Annotated in this window: 18 protein-coding genes; 11 read left to right on the forward strand and 7 right to left on the reverse strand. The window is 41.8% G+C overall.

The features are described 5' to 3' along the window. Positions 1–121: 121 nt before the first annotated feature. From nqrM to cyoE, 7 genes are all read left to right on the forward strand, one after another. A complete protein-coding gene (gene nqrM, locus OIZ54_RS11005) occupies positions 122–334 on the forward strand; it encodes a (Na+)-NQR maturation NqrM (RefSeq protein WP_264390403.1) in 213 nt (70 codons plus the stop codon). Between the two features lie 1276 nt (positions 335–1610). Further along, entirely contained in the window at positions 1611–2030 is a 420-nt protein-coding gene (locus OIZ54_RS11010) for a hypothetical protein (protein ID WP_264390464.1), read from the forward strand. 310 nt (positions 2031–2340) lie between these two features. Continuing rightward, positions 2341–3294: a ubiquinol oxidase subunit II gene (cyoA, locus tag OIZ54_RS11015; RefSeq protein ID WP_248442972.1), complete on the forward strand. Its 954-nt coding sequence runs from the start codon at positions 2341–2343 to the stop codon at positions 3292–3294. A 2-nt stretch (positions 3295–3296) separates the two neighbouring features. After that, positions 3297–5285: a cytochrome o ubiquinol oxidase subunit I gene (gene cyoB, locus OIZ54_RS11020; RefSeq protein ID WP_004587446.1), complete on the forward strand. Its 1989-nt coding sequence runs from the start codon at positions 3297–3299 to the stop codon at positions 5283–5285. Continuing rightward, complete coding sequence (gene cyoC, locus OIZ54_RS11025) at positions 5282–5917, forward strand: cytochrome o ubiquinol oxidase subunit III (protein ID WP_264390404.1); 636 nt, start codon at positions 5282–5284, stop codon at positions 5915–5917. Before cyoB ends, cyoC begins: the two co-directional genes overlap by 4 nt. After that, on the forward strand, positions 5917–6273 hold the full coding sequence (cyoD, locus tag OIZ54_RS11030) for a cytochrome o ubiquinol oxidase subunit IV (RefSeq protein WP_004587444.1): 357 nt from the start codon (positions 5917–5919) through the stop codon (positions 6271–6273). The genes cyoC and cyoD overlap by 1 nt, the downstream gene beginning before the upstream one ends. 9 nt (positions 6274–6282) lie before the next feature. Continuing rightward, positions 6283–7167: a heme o synthase gene (gene cyoE / locus OIZ54_RS11035; protein ID WP_064386876.1), complete on the forward strand. Its 885-nt coding sequence runs from the start codon at positions 6283–6285 to the stop codon at positions 7165–7167. Between the two features lie 67 nt (positions 7168–7234). On the opposite strand, the gene OIZ54_RS11040 is transcribed toward cyoE, so the two are convergent. From OIZ54_RS11040 to OIZ54_RS11055, 4 genes are all read right to left on the reverse strand, one after another. Next, positions 7235–7900 carry a hypothetical protein gene (locus tag OIZ54_RS11040; RefSeq protein WP_264390405.1) on the reverse strand — a complete coding sequence of 222 codons (666 nt, stop codon included), beginning with the start codon at positions 7898–7900 and terminating at the stop codon, positions 7235–7237. Positions 7901–8032: 132 nt separating this feature from the next. Further along, entirely contained in the window at positions 8033–9991 is a 1959-nt protein-coding gene (locus OIZ54_RS11045; RefSeq protein WP_264390406.1) for a phytase, read from the reverse strand. An 11-nt stretch (positions 9992–10002) separates the two neighbouring features. Beyond that, on the reverse strand, positions 10003–10977 hold the full coding sequence (locus OIZ54_RS11050) for a metallophosphoesterase (RefSeq protein ID WP_264390407.1): 975 nt from the start codon (positions 10975–10977) through the stop codon (positions 10003–10005). 63 nt (positions 10978–11040) lie between these two features. After that, a complete protein-coding gene (locus OIZ54_RS11055; RefSeq protein WP_264390408.1) occupies positions 11041–13335 on the reverse strand; it encodes a TonB-dependent receptor plug domain-containing protein in 2295 nt (764 codons plus the stop codon). A 285-nt stretch (positions 13336–13620) separates the two neighbouring features. Between OIZ54_RS11055 and OIZ54_RS11060 the strand changes: the two genes are divergently transcribed. Continuing rightward, positions 13621–14538 (forward strand): GGDEF domain-containing protein, encoded by a 918-nt coding sequence (locus tag OIZ54_RS11060; protein ID WP_264390409.1) that lies wholly within the window; start codon positions 13621–13623, stop codon positions 14536–14538. Then, positions 14522–15520, forward strand: coding sequence for a helix-turn-helix domain-containing protein (locus OIZ54_RS11065; protein WP_024034286.1), 999 nt, complete (start codon positions 14522–14524; stop codon positions 15518–15520). The genes OIZ54_RS11060 and OIZ54_RS11065 overlap by 17 nt, the downstream gene beginning before the upstream one ends. Before the next feature lie 22 nt (positions 15521–15542). Here the strand turns inward: OIZ54_RS11065 and OIZ54_RS11070 are convergent, their stop codons facing one another. The 3 genes from OIZ54_RS11070 to ettA all read right to left on the reverse strand — a co-directional run bounded on the left by OIZ54_RS11070 (position 15543) and on the right by ettA (position 18663). Next, a complete protein-coding gene (locus OIZ54_RS11070) occupies positions 15543–16451 on the reverse strand; it encodes a histone deacetylase (protein ID WP_264390410.1) in 909 nt (302 codons plus the stop codon). Between the two features lie 62 nt (positions 16452–16513). Then, positions 16514–16870: a PilZ domain-containing protein gene (locus OIZ54_RS11075; RefSeq protein WP_096042578.1), complete on the reverse strand. Its 357-nt coding sequence runs from the start codon at positions 16868–16870 to the stop codon at positions 16514–16516. Positions 16871–16989: 119 nt separating this feature from the next. Continuing rightward, positions 16990–18663 (reverse strand): energy-dependent translational throttle protein EttA, encoded by a 1674-nt coding sequence (gene ettA, locus OIZ54_RS11080; protein ID WP_029773845.1) that lies wholly within the window; start codon positions 18661–18663, stop codon positions 16990–16992. 234 nt (positions 18664–18897) lie between these two features. Here ettA and metA point away from each other — a divergent pair, with 234 nt between their 5' ends. Both metA and OIZ54_RS11090 read left to right on the forward strand, forming a co-directional pair. Then, on the forward strand, positions 18898–19845 hold the full coding sequence (gene metA, locus OIZ54_RS11085) for a homoserine O-acetyltransferase MetA (protein ID WP_004587433.1): 948 nt from the start codon (positions 18898–18900) through the stop codon (positions 19843–19845). Then, positions 19835–20908, forward strand: a complete 1074-nt coding sequence (locus OIZ54_RS11090; protein ID WP_248451664.1) for a homocysteine S-methyltransferase family protein — start codon at positions 19835–19837, stop codon at positions 20906–20908. Before metA ends, OIZ54_RS11090 begins: the two co-directional genes overlap by 11 nt. The last annotated feature ends 4 nt before the right edge of the window (positions 20909–20912 follow it).

The raw sequence follows: 20912 nt of genomic DNA on the forward strand, positions 1-20912 counted from the left end.
TATTACAACCGATTTTTTGAAATAGACTTCTCTCGCATCTATGTGGGTTTTGGGTGTATAATTTAGCGGTCGCTCAAAAATGTTTGAGCATAATTTATTGCTGATCAATAGGGGCTAAGCAATGTCACTTTTTTTTCTTACATTTGGTTTATTAATTTTAATCGTGATAGCTATGGCTGTTGGTATGATCGTGCAAAGAAAATCTATGGCAAGTAGTTGCGGTGGATTAGGCTCGGTAGGTATTGATAAAGCCTGTGATTGTGACGATCCATGTGATAAGCGTAAAAAGCGTATGGCTAAAGAGCAAGCCTGGAAAGAAAACCAAATTATTTAAGCAGTAGCTTAATGATAAAAAGCGCCTTATGGCGCTTTTTTTGTACCTGTATATTTATTGTCCAACCTCTGTTTTAAATAAACGCAAGCTTAATGTATTAGACCAAGGTCTATAGTTTAGTTTTTTTCACCTATTAGGTTTATTTTTCTCGTTTGTCAAATTGGAGCTAACACTCTAAAGTTTAACCATAGACACAGAGCAAGGCTCTAGTCATAAGCTTGAGGCATAAAAGTTAGCCTCGCTTAAAAGAATCTTTATATTGTGTGTGAAGATGTTGTCAGTGTGAAAGGCAACTCAAGTTCGGTGGTGACTTAGCTTGAGTTGTTTTTATTCTCTACAATTGCCACGCAGTGTAAACCAAGAATCTTTATATTGTGTGTGAAGATGTTGTCAGTGTGAAAGGCAACTCAAGTTCGGTGGTGACTTAGCTTGAGTTGTTTTTATTCTCTACAATTGCCACGCAGTGTAAACCAAGAATCTTTATATTGTGTGTGAAGATGTTGTCAGTGTGAAAGGCAACTCAAGTTCGGTGGTGACTTAGCTTGAGTTGTTTTTATTCCCTACAATTGCCGCGCAGTGTAAACCAAGAATCTTTATATTGTGTGTGAAGATGTTGTCAGTGTGAAAGGCAACTCAAGTTTGGTGGTGACTTAGCTTGAGTTGTTTTTATCTCCTACAATTGCCACGCAGTGTAAACCAAAAATCTTTATATTGTGTGTGAAGATGTTGTCAGTGTGAAAGGCAACTCAAGGTCGGTGGTGACCGGTTTTGAGTTGTTTTTATTCCCTACAATTGCCATGCAGTGTAAACCAAGAATCTTTATATGTGTGTGAAGATGTTGTCAGTGTGAAAGGCGGCTCAAGTTCGGTGGTGACTGAATTTGGGCTGTTTTTGTTTGTGCGGCTTTATTTTTAACTTCATTAATCCCCCTTATCTCTACTCCTCAAGCTTCCTAAATATAAAATATTTATAAACTAAGTCTTTATTTTTATTATGTTATTTTTTATTAACAAAATAGCTGCGAAAGCTTAACGCAAAACTTTATATTTTTTGTTGAACCGAAAACTGTCTTTGTTATACTCAGCATCGAACTTTCAGTAAGTTTTGAAAGTTTGTTTGATACGGATCAATTCTCACTAGGTAAATGTGTGCTAGCCGGGTTTGATTGTATTTAGCACCTCGTTTTAGGGCTTACAGCAGCAATGTTTTTTTAATTTTTCCATTGCGCGCTTTATTACTCTAATTTTGTTATTAGTCATTTAGTAGGTTAATGTCTTTGAACACACTTTCTTTGCATCATACAAATACGGCTATTGCTTCTAGCAAACCGCAAACGTGTGAACGCTTGAATAAAGCGGGCAAGGGCGTGTGTGTCGCTATAACATTATTAGTGTTTAATACGGTAATGCTGCTAAGTGGTGCATTAGAGGATGCCTTTCAGCTTGAAGCGTTGTTTAGCAATGGCTCTATTGTTCAGCCTGTTTTGCTGCACATTACGCAATTTTTAGCTCATCCGATCATATCTAGTCAGTTACTCATTGGCCTTTGCTGGTTATTGTTCCATATTTTTCCGGCGCGTCGTGCTGGAATAATCCTTCGTAAAGCCGCTTTCGCTTTTCGCGAGGCAAAAGTACACCAACCTGTGTCCGCTGCACATGGTTGTCGTGCTCCACCTAGCTTTACAGGTTGTCTGTAAGGCTTCACTTGTTGCTGGTTTTAATTATTTTTTCTTGCTGTAAATAATTAAAGTTTGCATTAGCAATGTAGCCGCGTGTTTTAAACACGTCAGCCAACCAACACTCACCCAAGTTAACTTTTATTACGTTATATAAATGCGTTTAGAAGCTGGGTTTGTTGCTAGGTATTTTTTGCATCCACTTGCAGCGGGTTCAGTCCCCTTTATTTTTATAATTTAGTTCTAGTTAACTTGGGTTTTTATTGAAAAATCGTTGCTTAATTTTTATTTAAAGCAGCAAATTAAAACTCTAGGTTTGTAGGATACTCCCTTGTTAATTCGTAACCTTTGTAATATTGCTTTAGCTAGTACGGTGCTGGCGTTGTCAGGCTGTAAAGGCGGGATACTCGATCCAAAAGGCCAAATAGGTATTGATGAGAAAAACTTAATCATCATTGCTACTGTCCTTATGCTGCTCGTAGTAATCCCCGTTATTGTGATGACTTTGTATTTCGCATGGAAATACCGAGACACACAAGATCATGAAATTTATGCACCAAAATGGGCTCATTCAAATAAGATTGAAGCCGTTGTTTGGGCTGTTCCTATTGTTATCGTTATTATTTTAGGTGTTATTACCTGGCAGTCTACCCAAGACTTAGACCCCTATAAGCCTATTGAAGGTAAAGGCGAGCACCTCACTGTAGAGGTGGTTTCATTAAACTGGAAGTGGCTATTTATTTACCCAGAGCAAGGTATTGCAACGGTAAATGAATTGGTATTTCCGGCAAATGTGCCGGTGGAATACAAAATCACTTCAGAAAGCACAATGAACTCGTTTTTTATTCCTCAGCTAGGTAGTCAAATTTATTCTATGGCAGGCATGGAAACCAAGCTTCATTTAATCGCAAATGAGCCGGGCACATTTAAAGGCTTTTCTGCTAATTACAGTGGCGCAGGTTTTACCGGTATGAAGTTCAATGCCATTGCCACTCCAACACAAGCTGATTTTGACAAGTGGGTAACAAGCGTTAAAGCCAATGCTAATAACCTCACTCATGCCAATTATGTTGAGCTTGCAAAAGCCAGTGAAAACAATCCTGTTGCCTATTATGGCAAGGTCGACGACGGCCTATTTCATACCATTGTGATGAAGTATATGCAGGCACATGGCGATATGAACAAAAAACATCAAGCGATGAGCGAGCATGGGCAAATGAGCAAAAAGCACCATGAAATGAATGAACACGCAATGCCTTCATCTCACAGCCAGGGCGAGGAATAATAATGTCGTTTTTAGGTAAACTTTCACTCGACGCAATTCCGTTTCATGAGCCAATTATAATGGTTACCATGACGGTGATAGCGATTGCCGGGCTTATTATTGCCGGGCTTATTACTAAATATAAAAAGTGGGGCGTGCTTTGGCACGACTGGATCACCTCTGTTGATCATAAACGCTTAGGCGTAATGTACATCTTTTTAGCATTAATAATGCTGTTTCGTGGTTTTTCTGATGCCATTATGATGCGTGCGCAGTTAGCACTTGCTACTAGTGGTGCACCTGGTTATTTGCCTCCTGAGCATTACGACCAAATATTTACAGCGCACGGCGTTATCATGATCATATTTATGGCTATGCCATTTATGATTGGCCTAATGAACATTGTATTGCCACTGCAAATTGGCGCACGCGATGTCGCTTTTCCATTTTTAAATAACTTAAGTTTTTGGTTTACTGCCAGCGGTGCCATTTTAATTAACTTGTCGCTTGTATTTGGTGAGTTTGCAAAAACAGGTTGGGTGGCGTATCCGCCGCTTTCGGAGCTGACCTTTAGCCCTGGGGTGGGGGTTGATTATTATATTTGGGCCTTGCAAATTTCCGGACTCGGTACGCTTTTAACTGCAGTAAACTTTTTAGCGACTGTGTTTAAAATGCGTGCCCCAGGTATGACCCTAATGAAAATGCCAATTTTTACATGGGCATGTACATGGGCAAATATCTTAATTGCAGCATCTTTCCCTATTTTAACTGCTGTGCTGGGCATGCTAACGCTTGACCGTTACCTTGATTTTCACTTTTTTACCAATGCAGCGGGCGGCAACGCCATGATGTACATCAACCTGTTTTGGGCGTGGGGTCACCCTGAGGTTTATATTTTAGTACTGCCTGCTTTTGGTATATTTTCTGAAATTATCTCAACCTTTGCCGGTAAACGTTTATTTGGTTACAAATCGATGGTGTATGCCAGCGGTGCAATCTCTATTTTAGGTTTTATTGTTTGGCTACACCACTTTTTCACCATGGGGTCGAGCGCCAACGTTAATGCGTTCTTTGGGGTAATGACCATGGTTATTGCCGTCCCTACTGGCGTTAAGCTATTCAACTGGTTGTTTACCATTTACCGCGGCCGTTTACGTATCAGCGTTCCTGTACTTTGGACATTAGGCTTTATGGTTACCTTTACAGTAGGCGGTATGACCGGCGTACTACTGGCTATTCCGGGTGCCGATTACGTGTTGCATAACAGTTTATTCTTAATTGCGCATTTCCATAACACAATTATTGGTGGCGCTGTATTTGGCTACCTTGCAGGTTTTGTATTTTGGTTCCCTAAAGCAATGGGCTTTAAGCTTAGCGAAAAATGGGGTAAAGCGTCTTTTTGGTGTTGGATAGTTGGTTTCTTCGTGGCGTTTATGCCGTTGTATGTACTTGGTTTCTTAGGTATGACACGTCGCTTAAATCACACTAATAACCCAGATTGGAACATGTGGTTATACATTGCAGCAGGCGGTGCTGTCATTATTATGTTTGGTATTATTTTCCAAGTCGTGCAGCTCTTTGTTAGCTTTAGAGACCGCGAAGCACTTGACGATACAACCGGCGATCCGTGGAACGGCCATACACTAGAATGGGCAACTAGCTCACCTCCACAAGTGTATAACTTTGCCACTATTCCTCACGTTGATGACATTGATGCCTGGACCGAAGCGAAAGAAAAAGGCCAAGCGTATCAAACAAAAGCAAGCTACAGCCCAATTCATATGCCTAAAAACACAGCATCTGGGGTGTTAATTGCAGCAAGCTTAACTGTATTTAGCTTTGCCATGATCTGGCATATCTGGTGGTTAGCTGCCGTTGGTTTTGTTGGCGCAATTGCCTTATTTATCAAGCGTTGTTACACCAGCGATGTTGATTACTATATACAACCTGATGAAATCGCACGTATTGAAGCTGCGTATAATTCTAGTGGAAATAAGGAGCTAAGCGCGTGAGTACACTATCTGCGAATGTAGAAACTACCCATTTAGACTCAGTTTCGCACGATGCTCATGCACATGAGCATCACGATACCTCTGGCGATACAATCTTTGGCTTTTGGTTATACCTAATGACCGATTGTCTATTATTTGCCTCGTTTTTTGCCACTTACGCCGTGCTGTTTATGAACACAGCCGGTGGTGTATCAGGTAAAGACATTTTTGAACTCGACTTTGTTGCTGTAGAAACAGCGGCGCTACTCATTAGTAGTATTACTTTTGGCTTTGCCATGATTGCCGCACAAGGGCAAAAAAAGGCACTAACACTCACCTGGTTGTTTATTACCTTTTGTTTAGGTGCTGTGTTTATAGGCATGGAAATTTACGAATTTCACCACCTAATTGTGCATGGCAATGGTCCACAACAAAGTGCCTTTTTAACCTCATTCTTCTCGTTAGTAGGCTTACATGGTTTACACGTAACTGCGGGTCTAATTTGGATGAGTATTATGATGATAGAAGTGGCTAAACGTGGCTTAGGTAAACAAACAGTGACACGCTTAAGCTGCCTAAGCCTATTTTGGCACTTCTTAGACATTGTTTGGATTTGTGTATTTACCGTTGTTTATTTAATGGGAGCAATGTAATGAGCCACAGCGAAGCGCACGCGTTAAAGCAAATGCAAAACGAGCACCATGATGAGTCTCATGGCAGTGTTAAAACGTACTTAATAGGCTTTGTGCTATCCATAATTTTAACCGCGATACCGTTTTACATGGTAATGGAAGGCGACTTTTCAAAAGTAACTACGCTTTGGAGCATTGTTACTTTAGCTATTGTACAAATTTGGGTGCACTTAAAATACTTTTTACACCTTAATTTTACGACAGAAGATGGCCGTGCAAGTACCTTCTCATTTTTATTCAGTGCCCTAATTATCGTCATGGTTGTTGGGTTATCGGTTTGGATAATTTACGAATCTAACGCAATGATGATGTACTAGGAGTTGAAGATGTTTCGTCGTTATTTATCAGTGACTAAGCCAGGCATTATTATGGGCAACCTTATCAGCGTTGCAGGCGGTTTTTTACTTGCCTCGCGCGGGGATATAGACCCATGGCTAATGGTTGTTACGCTTATTGGCTTGTCACTTGTGGTTGCATCGGGCTGTGCTATCAACAATGTAATTGATAGGGACATAGATGTAGCCATGGCACGTACTCGTACGCGGGTTACAGTAACAGGCGAAATGTCGGCCTTTGCTGCACTAAGTCACGGGGTTTTATTGGGGGTTGTAGGTTTTGGTTTACTCATTGCTTACACCACACAAGCCGCGGTATTTTTTGCAGCGTTTGGCTATATCATTTATGTTGGGGTTTATAGCCTTTACATGAAGCGCAACTCAGTTTATGGCACGTTTGTAGGTAGCCTTTCTGGCGCAGTGCCTCCTGTTGTAGGTTACTGCGCTGTAACCGGGCAGTTCGATATAGGTGCATTAATATTATTAGTTATGTTTAGTCTGTGGCAAATGCCACATTCATATGCCATTGCTATTTTTCGTTTTAAAGATTACCAAGCCGCAGGTATTCCCGTATTACCCGTAGCGCAAGGTATTGATAAAGCGAAGCGCCATATTGTACTTTATATTGCTGTGTACGCTTTAGTCGTCATGCTATTACCAATAAGTGGCTACACTGGCGCCGCCTTTATGGCAGTGGCGTGTATTACCAGTTTTTGGTGGTTACTTATGGCACTGCGTGGCTATCGCCGTAATGTTAATTTAACGAGCTGGGCACGCCAAGTGTTTGCTTTTTCTATTATAAATATTACAGCACTCAGTATTGCTATGGCCGTTGACTACCACAGCGCAGCGCCACAACTGCTTACACTGATATAATTTTTTAAAGCTTTATATTTCCAAAGTTAATCCAAAGGCTCGAAAGGGCCTTTTTTCATGTTTGAAACTATTTTTTTAAACTTTCTGCTTCGTAAAATAAAGGTTTTAGGGTGCCGCAGTTTATAAATTTATACGTTAACTCATTCTGGCTAGGAAGGAGGGTTGAGGTTCTAAATTTTTGCATACAGGCATTTACTAAATCTACAAAAATTAAGTGGCTGAAACTAGGTGCTTGGCTAATTTTATGTATGTAAATACGCTCTGTGCTACCTAGGTCTATCATGTCGTATTCTTGCCACTGGCTAGGTTTAGCTAAATCTTTTAATTGGCGAGCATATAGCTGTTTACTCAATTCTATTGTTCTGTTTGTGTAAATTAGGCTACCTGCTTTTTTGTAATTGCCCTCGTACACATCTGCGGTAATGGTTATTTCTTCACCGCGCATTAAGCGTTGAATATTAAAAGGTTTGGGCTTTAGCGTTATAAGCTCTGCGTTGCGCACAACATCTAAAAAAGCCACATCGGGGTTTTTAATCCTATACACCACTTGTACATCGTGAGGTAATTTATAGCCGGGTAAGTTAAACGCATAAATCCCTGAACCTTTATTCACCAGTGCTATTGCATGCTCAGCCTTGTATTTGGGGTTGAGTGGTGGCAATTCTGCTGCCTCTTCCTCAGCAAAAGCGTATCCGCTTATAGTAATGAGCAACAATGTAAGAAGTAAACGCATAATAATCTCAATTAATTTATGAGCTTAAAGTGTAGTATATAGCTTTAATAACTCTAAATTTACTAGGTTTATTTTAAATACACATAGTAAAAAGGCTCGTAAGAGCCTTATTACGTTTAAATATGGTAGGTTTTACTTAATCGCTTTTTTTACTTCACGCCAGTCAATAATTTTAAAATTTTGTGGTTGTAGTGGCATACGGTTGTAGCCGTCTTGCACTATAAGCATGCCTTCAGGATAGCCTGGTAAAGCTTTAGCTGTAACGGTTAAGCCGTCTGTTTCACCTGCGCCGTCAATGCCTTTATCTAGATTAGCAATCACATTAAATTTACCTGCAAAGCTTAGGCTAGGCTGTGTATTATCTGATATTTTATAAAGCACATAGCTATTATCGCCTTGGCTTGATACTACTAAATAGCGCTTATCATCAGCATGATAGATTTCCATGCCTTCAACATCTGCCACAAGTTGCTCATTTATACCTTGTAGCATGACCGCTTTGTTGCCAGAGGTTGGCTCAGCACCGATATACCAAATGCCTGCATCTTCTTCACCTGCAAATAATTGGCCGCGCTTATCATCAGCACTACAGCCTTCAGGCTGGCTTGGTAGGGTAAACTCTCTAACCAGTTCACCGCTTAAGTTACTTTGCTCACCGGTGAGTTTATATTGCTGGAATAAACCTGATTTATCATTAACAAATATGTATTGACCAGATTCAGACGAATACATACACATACCGTAAATCTCAAGCAGGTTTGTGGCTACTTCTGTTACATGGTTTACTTTGTTCGCGCTATCGACAGTAAACACGCTAATACTGTTAAGCGTGCGGTTGCTGGCTGTGATCCAAGTCTGGGTTTCGTTGTTTATATCCTGATGCTGGCGTACATCAACATTATTTAAACGCCCTACATTAAGTGATTGTATTTTGTTGCCAGCAAGATCATAAACCATTAAGCCGCGGCGTTTGTCTGTGCCTAAAATTAAGCTGCTTTTAGCGTCTTGTTCATTTATCCAAATTGCCGGGTCATCTGCTGCATCGCCAAATGCTGCAACTGGCGTTGTTTGTGTGCTGGCATGAAGGTGAGTCATCGCGACTTGGTTTTGTGAAGTAACTGTTTGCGCAGTGTAGTTAACATTTGCTTGAATGTAGGCACCTGTTTCATCATCAATTAAAACTAGCTGCGCTTGATTGTTATTGAGCAAACTCGCTGCAACAGATTCAATGGTGTGATCGCCAGAAAGTGACCACTGACTTAGTTTTTCAGTATTTTCGTGGTAAGCATAGATCATATTGCCATCAGTGGCAGTAAGCCATAAAGTACCATCTTGTGATACTGATAATGCCCCGATTTCAGCTTTTAATTCACCGTAAGGTTGCACTAAAGCCACAGGTTGTTTATTGGCATCTGATTCCGCATCAGCATTAATGGCCCACACACCTAGCTCTGCTTCGCCCACATACAAAGTTTTAGTTTCATCATTAACAGCACAGCCTGAAGCCTCAGTGACTGCAGAGAACTCACGTACTGCAATATTTTTAGCTTGTTTAGTGGCTAAATCATAAATAATGGTTTCGCTGATCAAGCCTCGAACATCCGGCACAAATGCTGAGACAGTCTTGTTATCAGTGTTTTTAAATAAACACACGGCATCAGGCTGAGCTTGAGGAGGGGTAATACGAGAGAGTTCATTTATCTGCCAAGTTTGACCATTTTTTTCAAGCTTAAAGATGGCGACGTTGTCTTGGCTTTTATCAATGCTTGAGAGTAAAAATTGCTGCGCTGATAATTGTTTTAGTGAAATTGACTCAAAGTTTCCGGCCAATAACACACTGCTTTGGTCTTTATCTGCCACTAATAAGCCCTGGCTTTCGCTGGCAATCAACCATTGGTTATTACCCAGCGCTGCTGCCTGTGAGCCTTGCATATTTTGTTGAGGGCCAAATTTTTCCACAGCTATTGCTGCTTTTACCATAGCTGCGTTGCTTTGGCTGCTAGGTTCCTCATTACTTGTGCAGCCGCTAAGAGCTGTAACCAGAAGTGCACTTGAGAGCACTGTTGAAATGGTATTTAATTTAAAGTTCATTATTTTATCCTTTACTTATCTATGTGCTTTTCAGTGCTAAAACGTACTTCACCAAGGTGATTAATCGCACTTACACTGAGTGTTTCGCCATTGATAGATACACTTAAAAAACCAGGTGTTGCTTCTGCGTAGCGGGTAAATTCACGTTGTTTTACAAACCGTGCTTCACTGCCTCCACCAGAGATAAAGTGAGCCACTTTGCTATTTTTTGGTTGGTTGTATTGCAAGTCGTGCTCGTGCCCAGCGATATAAGCTTGCACGTTATGACGCTCCAAAATAGGTTCTAAAATGTCGCGAAGCCCTTGGTTACGGCCAAAGCGTTTACCACTTGAATAAAGCGGGTGGTGGCCTACCACAATTTTCCACTTTGCTCTACTGCCGGCAAGTTGGGTTTCAAGCCAAGTAAGCTGGGTTTTATAGCCTTGCCCTTGGGTAGAACGGTATTTATCACGGCCTTTATATTCAGGCTGAATTGGGTTGGTATCTAAAAAAACCATTAACACTTGCTCGTTGTTTTCAAGCGCAAATGTTTTACTGTAGTACCTTGCAGGTAACTGCCAACGCTGGCTTTTTTCTGTGTAGTCAATTTGTGCTTGGGCGTTACCCAAGTAATCGTGATTACCTAACACAACATACCAGTCTTCAAAAGTATGCGGGCCATGGTATATGTTCTCAAAGGCTGATTGCCATAAAGGGTCGTTGACGCTTGCCACACCATTTGGGTAAAAGTTATCGCCAGTTGAGACGATAAAGTCAGCATCAGTTTGGTACATGGCTATTTCTAATTGGTGAGCCACTTCTTTTTGATAAAAGTGGCCGTTGTGTCCCCAATCACCAATTACAATAAAGTTAAGGCTATCAGGTAGCGTATTTAACTTAGCTATTTTTTGCTGTTGATAAAGCTCATCTTTATAAATAACAGACTCGTCAGCACTGAGTGCTGATGAGCTTAGTAGGGCGGCCATTATGAAAGACAATTTAAACATGTTCTAACTCCAAAAGGCACGTAATAGCAAGCGATTACGTGCCTAATATGATGATGCCTGCTATTAAAATGCGTAGCGCAACATTACTTGAATGACTGGGCCTGCTTCTTCAGATTCAAGCTCGTACTCATCAAAGTCACGATTGTTTTGGTCATCAAGTGAGTCAAATTTGTTAAAAACTTCATCTTTACTGGCATCAAGTAAGTTTGAACCCACTAGGCGAAGTGTTACATCATCCCAGCGCTTTTCAACGAAAAGCTCTAAATCAGCACCGTAAGAGGTTGTTACTTCTTCCCCTACAAAGCGTCCGTATGCATCACCTTGGTTACGGTAAGTTGCGCCAAATGATGCACGCAGTATTTGTAAATCTTGGATAAAGCCAATGTTATAAACATAATCTGATTGGTCGTTAAATTTACGTTTGCCAAAACTGTCTTCAACTTCACTGTCAAGCCAAGAGTAGTTTAAGAAAATACCAGTATTTGGCATGTTGATTGCGCTCAGTGGCGTTGATAAATCAAACTCAATACCTTGTACTGTGCCATCGCCAGTATTTTGTGGTTGCAGTACAAATGTACCTTCGCCTTCTGAGCCTTCAACACCTGTGCTGGCAATTTCAATTAGGTCGTTTACGTCACGGTAAAATACGTTTACACCGACAACGCCACTTTTACCTAAACGGTATTCGTAACCTAAATCGATACCCCAAGAAGATTCTGGCTTGAGGTTTGGGTTACCTAAAAAGTCATTATCAGCGAGTTCTTCTTCAAGAAGAGCCGGTGTCATGTAATCAAAATCTGGGCGGCGTAAGCTACGAGCAACAGAGGCGCTGACTCGGCCGTTATCACTTACACTGTAACGAAAGTGAGCTGAAGGTAAGAAAAAGTCATAGTCATTTTTTGCAGTAACGCCTTCATTGGTATCGGTAATGTTTGAGTCAGTTGACTCCCAGCGCACACCCATCTCCCATGAGAACACATCAGCTTCGTGTTTGATTAATGCAAATAAGTCAAAACGGTCTTCTTCAAGCGTATTAACGCCTCCGTCTACTGCTTCAAATTCATTGTTAAATTGCGCTAATGACATTGGCGTCTGGCTAAATTGATCCCAGCCAGTAAGTGTTTGCTCACTTTCATCTTCAGCTTCAAAAATTGCTGTGTCGCGCTCTTTTCCTTGAACAAAAGCACCAAACTGAACTTCTTTTGAGTCACCTAGCAGTAAGCTATGTTGCCATTGTAATGACCATTCTTTATCGTCAATCTCAACAGTTTCTTCTGCTTCCTCAAAAACCATTGGGAGCTCAGATGTATCAAGCTCAACTTCTTGCTCGTAAACTGACTCTTCAAAGCTGGCATAGCCTACTTTAAACTTGCTGGTACCGCCTAATAACGGTAATTCATAACCTGAGTTTATGTTGTAGTTGGTTTGGTCAATGTAGGAAACATTTGCGTTGTCTGAAAGCAAGTTACCGCCTTCAACCACAGAGTTAGACGTGGCCGTCGCGTCGTCATATTCAAAAGAACGCTCGTCTTCGGTACGGTCTGTATCAACCCACATTGCGCTAATATCAAATTTACCGCCGTTATCAAATACCTTTTCAAAGCTGGCATTTAATGATGTGTCATCGCCATCACGAGTATCAGATTGATCTTCACGGTTATCAAAATCATCAGTTGCATAATTAGGGTTATTTTCAGGGCTATCACCATAACGTATGCTTGATTTTTGTTTTGGGTTATAACGACCTTGAAAATTAGCGCCTAGTAGTAAACGTCCACCTGCAAACTCAGTACCGTAAACGCCCGCAAAGCTTTCTTTTAGTTCACCATCATCATAGCGTAATCCTCCTGCGCGAATATAACCGCCGTCTAAGCTGTAGCCATCTCGAAGTACAATGTTAAGGGTGCCCGCAATTGCATCGGCAGAGCGGTTGGCACTTGATGAACGAATTATTTCTACACGCTCGATTAATTCGGCAGGAATACGGTCAACAAAAAATGAGCGATCAGCACCAGCGCCTGGAACTTCTTCGCCATTGATCAGTACTTTTGTGTAAGCAGGGCTCAAACCGCGCATACGTGCGCCGTCAGACTCAAGCACATCTGATAAAAACGTCACACTCGGTACACGCTTTAGTGCATCACCTGCTGTTAGTGGTTCAAAACGCTGAAAGTATTCTTGAGAGTATTCAAGCGTTGGGGCTAGTTCTTGTGAGCGGTTGCGATAACCTATTTCGCCATAAACTACTAACTCTTCAGATATTTTTACATCAGTTGTGTGTTCTTCTTGTGCTGCATGTACTGCTAAATTGCAAAGTGATAGCGCTGTTACCAGTGCTTTAAGTTTAAAGTGTGCCATGTAATTTGCTCCTGTTGCTGCTTGGTTTGAAAGCAAACTAATTAAATTAAATGACGCAAATGTGACAACACCCTATTTAGATCAGCAGGTTATTAAGGTTTTAAAAGCTTTACCTTGGCGTGTGAGCTAATCGCACTCCCAAGCAATATAGCGTTAATGGGCTATGTGCAGGTTATAAGTAAGTGCATATCATTTAGCTGTCACATCATTGAGCTAATATGACCCTGCTACAAAAAATGCACTTCGGGTAGCATAAATACATACGCAATTTAAATAAGACAAACTATGCGATTTAATCCCTTTATTAGCCATCGGCTTTTAACAAACAGTATTATAGCTATGGCGTTATTAGCCATATTTTTATGTGCCTATTTAGGGGAGCTCAAAGAGCTGCAACACATACAATGGCTCGATATTATTGGTGAGGGCGGCATAGTGATTATGACCCTAACTTGGATTGTTGCCTTACTTATTTCGCGCCCGCCGGGTAAAGTTACTCGTTATTTGGTGCTTGGGCTTGGTTTATTTATGTTCTCGGCCACGCTCGATTTGCTCGATGAATGGTTAATGCAACCTGCGCAGCAGTGGCTAAGCTGGATAGAGTCACTGCCAGCCCCCGTTGGGATGCTACTAACCAGTTTAGGTTTATACCATTGGCACCAAGAACAATATGTTTTAAATAAACAGCTAAGGCGCCGTGAAGCACATTTACGTGAACACGACAAAGTATGCCCCGTTACCGGCGTTTATACAGCCGAATACTTACAAAGCGTTTTAAACACGCAGCTTAAGGCGCCGCAGCCAGTTTTATTAGCCGCTATTGATATACGCGACTTCGCTAGTTTTAATAATGAGTTTGGTTTTAGCGAAGGGGATCGACTGCTACGCGAAATAAGCGAGCTTATACTAATGAACTGTCGGTTAAGCGATGTGGTATGTCGTTATGCGGGAGACTGTTTTATGGTGCTAATGCCAGCCACATCAAAGCAGCAAGGCCAAGAGCTTCTTAGGCAAATAACAGCCGCATTAAAACATTGTGCTTTTAAAGTAGAAGGCTCTGGGCTTGCTAAGTTTCAGTGTGTAACTACCCACATCATACAAGCGCAAAAAAGTGATACAGCTCACATTCTAATGCAACAATTGCACAGCGGCCTACAACTACAAAAACAACAAAGAGCCACCAGCAGTGAACAGTTATGTTAGCTTAAGTGACAAGTATTTAACTGCACAGGGGCTTATAACTGCCGTTGTAGAGCTTGCGCAAAGTAGGGGGGTTGCCTTACATAAGTTGTTACGCGGCACCGGGATTTTTGAACAAGATTTACTCAGCGTTGAGCATTGCTTTAGTTTAGAGCAGCAAGTTAAATTACTAAGTCAATTTAAACGCCTAATGAACACCCCCGACAGCGGTTTTTTACTAGGTAGTCAATTAGTTAACGATTCAAGTAGCGCAGCACAAAGTGTATTGTTCAGCGCTAAACTAGGGGCGGCACTGTTACAAATACAGCGAGCGCGTTTACAGCTTTGCCCTTTGTTTTTTAGTCAGCACTATGTAAGTAATCAGCAATTTTATATTTTTTTAAATGCTGCTACAGGGCTTGATGACGACCTACATAACTACATTTTAGAAATTTACAGTGCCGCGTTTTATAGTTTATTAAAGCGTTTAAGCCCGCACTATCCGCAATGTGAGTTCGACTTTAGCTTTAAGCGACCGCGTCATATTCATCAGTACGAGCAACATTTAGGTTTAAAGCTACGTTTTGAGCAGCCAACGACTCGTTGGGTAATTAGCAAAACATTGCTTCGCCAAGCTAACCCGTACGCCAGCGAATTACGCTTTATGCAAGCACGCGCTCAATTGGCTGTAAAATCACACGAAAAATACACCTTTATAGAGGCTGTTTGGCGCTATCTACACACTTATAACGAGGCAAGTTTAGAGCAAACCGCCCAGTATTTTGCCATGAGCCCAGCCACGTTTAAACGAAAACTAAAATGCCATAATATGCGCTTTTCGAGCTTAGTAGATGAGCAAAATAAACATAAAGCCATTTATTTACTTACCTTGCGCGCTAAGTGCAATGAGCATGTTGCTGAGCGTTTGGCATTTTACGATATTCCTAACTTTAGGCGGGCATTTAAACGTTGGACAGGGCTAACCCCAAGCCAGTTAAAAGTATAAAGCGCACAGGTTAATACTTCTGTTAAAAACCAGCAGCCTGCTCAATCACTATTGCATGGCGCTGCGCTAAACGCGTATGGTCTCTGTCGTAGCCGCCACCAATAACACTGGCAATAGCGGTGTTATGTTCAAGGCAGCGCTTAAACACTAAATGGTCACGCTGTTTAATACCGTCCCAGCTTATATCTAGTTTGCCTAAGCCATCGTCTTGCCAAATATCTACACCCGCATCGTATAGGACTAAATCGGGGTTGAGCTCTTTTAGTAAAAACTGCAGCGTATCATCCACAATGCCTAAGTATTCTGCGTCTTGCATATTGTTAGCAAGGCCTATGTCTAAATCGCTGGGGGATTTTCTAAACGGGAAGTTTTTTTCGCAGTGTATAGAGCATGTATACGCATACGGCTGATGCGCAAGCATTGCAGCTGTGCCATCGCCTTGGTGTACGTCTAAATCAAAAATGAGCACGTTGGTCACTTCACCGCGTTGTATTAATGTTTGCGCGGTAAAGGCTAAGTCGTTCACCATACAAAAACCTGAGCCAAAATCAGTGTGTGCATGGTGTGTACCGCCTGCTAAATGACAGGCTAAGCCATGCTTTAATGCTAAGCGTGCAGTTTGTAACGTGCCTTGTGGGGCGGTGAATGTACGGTTCATTAGCGGTTGCGACCAAGGTAAGCCAATGCGGCGCATGGCTTTTTCGTCTAGACGGTTATGCCATAAATCGTGAATGTAGTTTTCGCAGTGTACCAGTTCAAGTGGTTCAGGGGAGCCCAAAATAGGCTCTACTAAATTATTACCTGCAATGCCTAAACCTTTAACCTGCTCATATAAATGAGCAAATTTACTCATTACAAATCGGTGCTTAGGGTCAAAGCTAAACGAATAATTACTGTGATAGACCAAAGGTAAGTGAGGGTTTAGGCGCATAACCGTATCAATAATAAAGTTTGCGCTATGGTAATAAACTTAGCTAAGGGAGTCTATTGCCGCTATTCAATCAATGAGGCAAGCTCGCGATGAAGTAATTTTTCATCGGCTAAATTAAGTTCAACTAACCGTTTTAAATAGGTAATGCTGTTTATATCTATATGGTGGCAATTAAGGCCGATGTGTTGATCTTCTATGTGGCAAATAAACACCTCCATTTTTATTTCTATATCGCTTTGTGGCAAGGTAAAGCGCAAGGTGGCTTCGCTATTTTTTGTGCCACTAAACGCCGCGCATTTAGTAATGAGTGCGCCATGTAAAGATACATCGAGTAATTTGCATGGGTAGCTCTCTCCTGCAAATTCTAATTGGGCCGCGGTTGAAAAAAGAATACGCGAGAACTGACGTCGATTTTCCATAAAACGAGTTGCCTTTATTGTAATATTTAAATCAAGCATAGCGGGAAATAGCCCATAGCGATAAAAAATGGCATAAAAAAACCCCGCATAAATGCAGGGTTTGTTATATCAGTTAACAATTAACCAATTTTTTTATACTTAATACGCTTAGGTTGTGCAGCTTCTGCGCCTAAGGTCTTTTTAAGCCACTCTTCGTATTCAGTGTAGTTACCATCAAAGAAGTTAATTTGGCCTTCGTCGCGGTAATCTAAAATATGTGTTGCAATACGGTCGAGGAACCAACGGTCATGCGATATACACATTACACAGCCTGGGAACTCTAAAATAGCGTTCTCAAGGGCGCGAAGTGTTTCAACATCAAGGTCATTGGTTGGCTCATCCAGTAGTACTACGTTACCACCCGCTTTTAAAAGCTTAGCAAGGTGTAAACGGTTGCGCTCACCACCTGATAAGTCTTTTACAAACTTTTGCTGATCGTTACCTTTAAAGTTAAAGCGGCTAACGTATGCACGGCTTGGGAACTCAAAGTTACCAATTTTTAGCACGTCTTGCCCGTCAGATATTTCTTGGAATACAGTTTTGCTTTCGTCCATGTTGCCACGGAACTGATCAACCGTTGCAAGCTCTACAGTTTCACCTACGCTAATGCTGCCGCTATCTGGTTGCTCTTCGCCGCTTAGCATTTTAAATAGGGTTGATTTACCCGCGCCATTGGCACCGATAATGCCCACAATCGCGCCTTTTGGCATACTAAAGCTTAAATCGTCGATTAATACGCGATCGCCAAAACTCTTACGTAAGTTATTAACTTCAAGCACTTGGTCACCTAAACGCGGACCAGGTGGAATAAATAGCTCGTTAGTTTCGTTACGCTTTTGGTAATCAGACTGCTGTAGCTCGCTAAACTGCGCCATACGCGCTTTAGACTTAGCTTGACGACCTTTAGGGTTTGAACGTACCCACTCAAGCTCTTGAGCAATTGATTTTTGACGTGCTTTTTCAGATTTTTGCTCTTGTTGTAAGCGCGCATCTTTTTGCTCAAGCCAAGAAGAGTAGTTACCTTCCCACGGAATACCTTCACCACGGTCAAGCTCTAGTATCCAGCCAGCTACATTATCAAGGAAGTAACGGTCATGCGTTACCGCCACAACAGTGCCTTCGTAATCATGTAAGAAGCGCTCAAGCCAAGCAACCGACTCAGCATCTAAGTGGTTAGTAGGCTCATCGAGAATAAGCATATCTGGTTTTTCGAGTAATAAACGACAAATAGCAACACGGCGGCGCTCACCACCTGAAAGGTGCTCAATTTTAGCATCCCACTCAGGTAAACGAAGTGCATCAGCAGCGCGTTCTAAAACGTTATCGATGTTGTGACCATCGTGCGCTTGAATGATTGCTTCAAGCTCGCCTTGCTCTTTTGCTAGGGCGTCAAAGTCAGCGTCTTCCATTGCGTACTCGTTGTACACTTCGTCAAGGCGGTTAAGGGCATGCTTTACTTCGCCAACAGCTTCTTCAACTATTTCGCGTACTGTTTTGCTTTCATCCAGCACAGGCTCTTGCGGTAAGTAACCAATTTTAGTGCCAGGTTGAGGGCGGGCTTCACCTTCAAAGTCTTGGTCAACACCGGCCATAATGCGAAGTAATGTAGATTTACCAGCACCATTTAAACCTAGCACACCAATTTTAGCGCCAGGGAAAAAGTGCAACGAAATATCTTTTAAAATTGTGCGCTTAGGTGGCACAACTTTAGATACTCGACTCATCGAGAATATAAACTTATCAGGTAAAACCATGGAGGAAAGCCTTCAAATAATAATAAAAATTTCAATGTTGTATTGTAGTGGCTCACGGGTGAAACAGTCAACGAATGGCGGGTTTTAAAGCGCTAATGGCTGCAGGTTGATAAAGTATAAAATCATGAATAAATTTCATTTAGACATCTATACATCTAGAGGTTGATATTTTTAGCATACTGTTCATAATGAGAGCGTATAAATTCTCGGTTTTTATGAGTAGGAGTAAAAAATATGCCAATTACAGTGAAAGACGAGCTACCGGCTATTGCCCGTTTACGTGAAGAAAACGTGTTTGTAATGCCAAAAAGTCGCGCAAAAACGCAAGAAATTCGTCCTATGCGTTTGGCTATTTTAAATTTAATGCCTAATAAAGTAGAAACCGAAGTGCAGTTTATTCGTTTGCTTGCAAATTCGCCTTTGCAAGTAAATGTAGAGCTATTGCGCCTAGATACGCACCGCAGCAGTAGCAACTCAGAAGAGCACCTAGATACCTTTTACCGTTATTTTTCAGAAGTGAAAGACAATAACTACGATGCGTTAATTGTTACCGGCGCGCCACTTGCACACCTTGAATACGACGATGTTGCGTACTGGGATGAGCTAAAAGTGATTATTGATTGGGCAGAGCAGCACGTTACCTCTACGCTGTTTTCGTGCTGGGCGGCGCATGCCGCGTTGTACCATCGTTACAATTTAAAACGCGATTTAAAAGAAGATAAACTTTGTGGTGTGTTTACTCACCAGTGTTACTTTGATCACGGGGCACTTACTCGTGGCTTCGACGACACCTTTTTAGTGCCGCACTCACGTTATGGCCACATAGATATAAATAAAATAAATGCCTGCGACGATATAGTCGTGCTGGCAGGCTCTGAAAAAGTAGGCGCTTACTTAATGAAAAATAAGTCGGGCAGCCAAGTGTTTATAACCGGCCACCCAGAATACGATGCCGACACATTAAAAGCAGAGTACGAGCGCGATTTACAAAAAAGCCCTGATGCGCCAAAACCCGAAAACTATTTTCCAGATAACGATGCAAGCAAAAAGCCGTCAAAAACGTGGCAAAGCCATGCTTTTTTGCTGTTTTCGAACTGGTTAAATTACTACGTGTACCAAACGACCCCTTATGATATTAATTTAGTTAGCCAAGATGTGAGGACTAACAACTATGCCGAATAACGTGCAAAACAATAATAAACACAGCGAATTAAGCGCAGCATTAAAAGAGCGTATTTTAATTTTAGATGGCGCCATGGGCACCATGATCCAAACTCACAAGCTTGAAGAAGAAGACTACCGAGGCGAGCGCTTTAAAGACTGGCACGTACTAATTAAAGGCAATAACGATTTATTAAGCCTTACAAAACCTGAGTTAATAACCGATATACACCGCAGCTTTTTAGCCGCCGGTGCAGACATTATTGAAACCAATACCTTTAACTCAACCACCATTTCGATGGAAGATTACGACATGGCAAGCATAAGCCGTGAGGTAAACTTAGAGTCGGCCAAACTCGCACGCGCAATATGTGACGAGTTCACCGCTAAAAACCCAGAAAAACCACGCTATGTAGCCGGTGTGTTAGGGCCAACCTCTAAAACCTGCTCAATTTCGCCAGATGTAAACGACCCTGGTTATCGCAATATTACCTTTGATAAGCTGGTTACTGCCTATGTTGAGTCTACTCTTGCATTAATGGAAGGCGGCGCTGATTTAATACTTATCGAAACCATTTTCGACACGCTAAATGCAAAAGCGGCCTCATTCGCAGTAGAAGAAGCGTTTGAGCAAGCAGGGCGCACATTACCTGTAATGATCTCGGGCACAATTACCGATGCCTCTGGGCGTACGCTTTCGGGGCAAACCACCGAAGCATTTTATAACTCTATTCGCCATATTAAGCCGCTTTCTATAGGCCTTAACTGCGCCCTAGGGCCAGATTTACTTCGCCAATACGTAGAAGAGCTTTCGCGCGTATGCGAAACATTTACCTCAGTACACCCAAATGCAGGTTTACCTAACGAATTTGGTGAGTACGACCTAGAAGCAGAGGACATGGCGAAAGAGATTATAGACTGGGGCAAATCGGGCTTTATAAATATTGTTGGTGGTTGCTGCGGCACAACGCCTGCGCATATTCGTGCGTTTGCCAAAGGGCTTGAAGGGGTAAAACCTCGCGCATTGCCAGAGCTTGATGTTCGCATGCGTTTATCAGGCCTTGAAGCCTGTAACTTAAACTAGGAGC

Source organism: Pseudoalteromonas sp. A3, from assembly GCF_025942345.1.
In the GTDB taxonomy this organism is placed as follows: domain Bacteria; phylum Pseudomonadota; class Gammaproteobacteria; order Enterobacterales; family Alteromonadaceae; genus Pseudoalteromonas; species Pseudoalteromonas atlantica.